The sequence below is a fragment of the Pseudoalteromonas fuliginea genome, from assembly GCF_000690055.1.
GTDB classification, from domain to species: Bacteria; Pseudomonadota; Gammaproteobacteria; order Enterobacterales; family Alteromonadaceae; genus Pseudoalteromonas; species Pseudoalteromonas fuliginea.
Map to the genome: position 1 here is coordinate 1 of NZ_JJNZ01000283.1, position 311 is coordinate 311.

The following is a 311-nucleotide window of genomic DNA, read 5'->3' on the forward strand; positions in this document are numbered from 1 at the left end:
ATCATTAATAAAAATAGAAAACCGCCCAAGTAGGCGGTTTTCTGGTAAAATAGATAAGATGTGTTAGATGTTTCCTCTTTCTATCTATTGCACGATGTAGTTTAGTTTACAGTCTAGTAATACCAGTTACATACGGTCTACTACCATTTAGTGGTTGGTATATCTCTACTATCGCTTCCCATACCACATCAGAAGGCGGCATAGAAGCTAGAGATTTAAAACGATAGTTCATTCCTGCTACAACTTGTGTTGAAACAGATTGCGGAGTATATTTAACACCTACAAAGCCTTCCATAGCTTGGTCAAATATC

1 protein-coding gene is annotated in these 311 nt (G+C 37.0%); it reads right to left on the reverse strand.

Features of this window, described 5'->3' with window-relative positions; translation table 11 throughout:
• Positions 1 to 106: 106 nt before the first annotated feature.
• On the reverse strand, positions 107 to 311 hold a 205-nt coding region (locus DC53_RS22875; RefSeq protein WP_033032808.1), incomplete at its 5' end, for a hypothetical protein.